We start from the raw sequence: 3,087 nt of genomic DNA, 5'->3' as shown, positions 1-3,087 counted from the left end.
ATTTTGTGTCGGTATGTAGCCCTTATTTCAATTTATATTTTTAGGTACTGGTGAATTTGTTTATGAGATTATTTGTTTCTTGCCCGCTGGGTATGCAGTACTTGTTGGAACAAGAGCTAATCGAAATGGGGCTTTCGTCAACTCGTGCAGTCAATGCCGGTGTTGAAGCGGAGGCCGAACTTGAGCAAATTTATCGCTGCCTACTCTGGTCGCGAATTGCTAATCGTGTATTTCTTGAGCTCGCTACCGGAAAAATTGAACGAGGATCTGATGTATATCGTCACGCGTCCTCTATCCCTTGGGCTCAGCATTTTAGTGCTGATTCGACATTTTCTGTGTCGTTTGCGGGAACGAATAAAGATATTAACAACTCGGCTTATGGCGCGTTGGCGGTGAAAGATGCAATTGTTGATCATTTCAGAAGTTTGACAGGCGAGCGACCTTCAGTCGACAAAACCGCCCCGGATATACGGGTAAGCGCAAAGCTATCAAAGGGCCGGATTACGATTAGCCTTGACCTTGCAGGACAAAGTCTTCACAAAAGAGGTTATCGCTTAGATAAGGGGCCTGCACCTTTGAAAGAAAACGTTGCTGCTGCTCTGTTAAGGCAGGCGGACTGGAGTGCACTCGCGAAAGAGGGAGGGGCATTCTTAGACCCAATGTGTGGTTCAGGTACGTTTTGTATTGAGGCGGTGTTGATGGCCACCGATACTGCTCCCGGGTTAAGTCGGCAGGAATGGGGTTTTGATAAATGGAAGAAGCACGACGCAGGTATTTGGCTGGCGCTTATTCAGGAGGCTGAGAAACGCGAATGTGTCGGCAAAGACGCGTTTAGAGGCAAGGTCTTAGGGTTTGATATGGATTCCCGAGTAATCGGTGTTGCGTGGGAGAATATTCAGCGGGCAAGTCTTTCTGAGTTTGTTCATGTCGAAAAGCGAAGTATCGACGAACTTCAGATACCTGAAAACATACCGAAAGGCTTGTTGTTGACCAATCCGCCTTACGGTGAACGTATTGGTGAGGTTGATCAGTTGATGGCTGTTTATCGAACGCTAGGCGAGGTGTTTTTAAACAGCCTCCAAGGTTGGCGCGCCGGTGTGTTTACTGGGAATCCTGATCTCGAAAAGTTTATTGGTTGGCGCTATTACAAGCGATATAAGTTTCTAAATGGTGCGATCGAATCAGCCTTGCTTTTATTTGAGCTTGATGAGGCGAATCGTTTCCAGACTGCGTGGTTGCCGCCTCAGGAAAAATTGCGTAATCCTGCTTACTGGCGCGTTGCGAATCAAGAGCGAGCGGCTATGTTGGCAAATCGGCTTAGGAAGAACGAGAAAAATATCGCTAAGTGGGCAAAGAAGAACAGCATTAGTTGCTATCGATTGTACGATGCGGATATGCCGGAATATGCTTTTGCAATTGATCGCTATGAAGATGAGTCAGGCGAGGTTTTTTTGTACGTTCAAGAATATGCACCGCCCAAGAGCGTCGATGAAAAAGCGGCCATTGAACGTCTTAGTGAGGGGCTGAAGACAATTGCACAGACAATGAGCGTGGCAGATTCCAATGTGTTTCTAAAGCAGAGAACGGTACAAAAAGGGAAAGCCCAGTACGAGAGAGAGGAGGACAGTAGTCGCTCTATCGTCGTCCGCGAAGGTGGTGCGCGTCTATCAGTAAAGCTTGGTCGGTATCTTGATACAGGGTTGTTTCTTGATCATCGAGCAGTTCGGCGTTGGATAGCTGCGAACTCTAGAGGTAAAAAGGTTCTAAACCTGTTTTCGTATACTAGTGTAGTTAGTCTTCAAGCCGCAATTGGCGGTGCTTGTAGTGTGTTGAGTGTCGACATGTCACAAACGTATCTCAAGTGGGCTCAGAACAATTTTTCGTTGAATGGATTAGGGGGCGGTAATTATAAATTTGAGCGAGCTAACTGTATGGAGTGGCTCGAAGCCGCAGTATCTGAATCGCCACTACGCACTTATGATTTGATTTTTATCGATCCGCCAAGTTTTTCCAACTCTAAGAGAATGGAGGGTGTTTTCGATGTACAACGAGATCATCAGTATTTAATTGATAGCGCGATGCGCCTCTTAGATGAACATGGTGTATTGATATTCTCAACGAACCTTCGCAAGTTCTCGCTTAGCGAGGATGTCAAAGAAAAGTATAGCGTGAGTGATAAAACCGCATTTTCATTAGATAAAGATTTTGAGCGAAATCATAGGATTCACAAGTGCTGGTTTATAGAGTCTCGATAAGGCGTATTTCAATACTCGTATTTGAGTAGTGTATTGAATTGATACACTTTGATACCGGTACCGTTGTCATTCAGAAGTCGGCCGTATTCAAACGTCCAGAAAGTGTCTTGAAAGATGTTGAAGTCAACTCCGACCATCCAGCTTGTGCTAAATGAATCTGAAAAAATGTCTTCAGTAAGGTTCTCAGTGACCGCCGGGATGACGGTAATTGTCTCTCCAAACGGAGGGACCTCTCCGGTTTTGAATCTCTTCGTTTCGTAGCGGGTTATATCGCCAGTATAGAAGGTGAGTCCATATTTTGCGTAAACGTCGGCGTAGTCAGTAATTCCGAACGCACCACCAATATACCAATTTAGCCAGTCATCAATGTTAATATCGGCTGCGCCGTTGCTTAGATCATCCGACACCACCCCCTGCCCATATCGTAGCTCAGTGAAAAAGTTGCGGTTTATATTTGTACCAATGGTCACTGATGCGCCGTAGGTTTTCGCAGTTAACGGGAACTCCCTGAACTCGATGTTGCCTTCAGGGTCCTCAAGTTCCAAGAGAATCGATTTGAATTGGTTGAAGTGAGCGCCGATCGCAACGTAATCCTTGTTCGCCTTGTTCCCGCTTCGATTATCAGGCAAAGCCTCTTTAGCTTGCGCTGCAAGTGGGCTGGCACTTAGGGTGATAAATAGCAGGAAAAAGGAGAGGTAGCGGGACGGCATGCTGTTCAATCAGGTCTCTAGTCAGATAAAAGTTAGCGCCGAAGCTTCTCATATAAGGCACTGAAGGTACTTGCACGCGTCACAGAACCGATGAGTTCCTATCTAAGTTCTGCAAAGCATAT

Annotated in this window: 2 protein-coding genes; one reads left to right on the top strand and one right to left on the bottom strand. The window is 46.0% G+C overall.

Features of this window, described 5'->3' with window-relative positions; all coding sequences use genetic code 11:
- The first annotated feature begins 62 nt into the window (after window positions 1-62).
- Entirely contained in the window at window positions 63-2,255 is a 2,193-nt protein-coding gene (rlmKL, locus tag A3750_RS18075; protein WP_068456507.1) for a bifunctional 23S rRNA (guanine(2069)-N(7))-methyltransferase RlmK/23S rRNA (guanine(2445)-N(2))-methyltransferase RlmL, read from the top strand.
- Between the two features lie 8 nt (window positions 2,256-2,263).
- Here the strand turns inward: rlmKL and A3750_RS18070 are convergent, their stop codons facing one another.
- A complete protein-coding gene (locus A3750_RS18070) occupies window positions 2,264-2,965 on the bottom strand; it encodes an outer membrane beta-barrel protein (RefSeq protein WP_068456504.1) in 702 nt (233 codons plus the stop codon).
- Window positions 2,966-3,087: the final 122 nt, after the last annotated feature.

This window comes from Oleiphilus sp. HI0079, assembly GCF_001635105.1.
Note: the sequence above shows the minus strand (reverse complement) of the source record. Positions and strands in the feature narration are given on the sequence as shown.

Bases quoted from the DNA above. Each gene is read 5' to 3' on its own strand.
- rlmKL (WP_068456507.1), top strand. From the start codon at position 63: ATGAGATTATTTGTTTCTTGCCCGCTGGGTATGCAGTACTTGTTGGAA.
- A3750_RS18070 (WP_068456504.1), bottom strand. From the start codon at position 2,965: ATGCCGTCCCGCTACCTCTCCTTTTTCCTGCTATTTATCACCCTAAGT.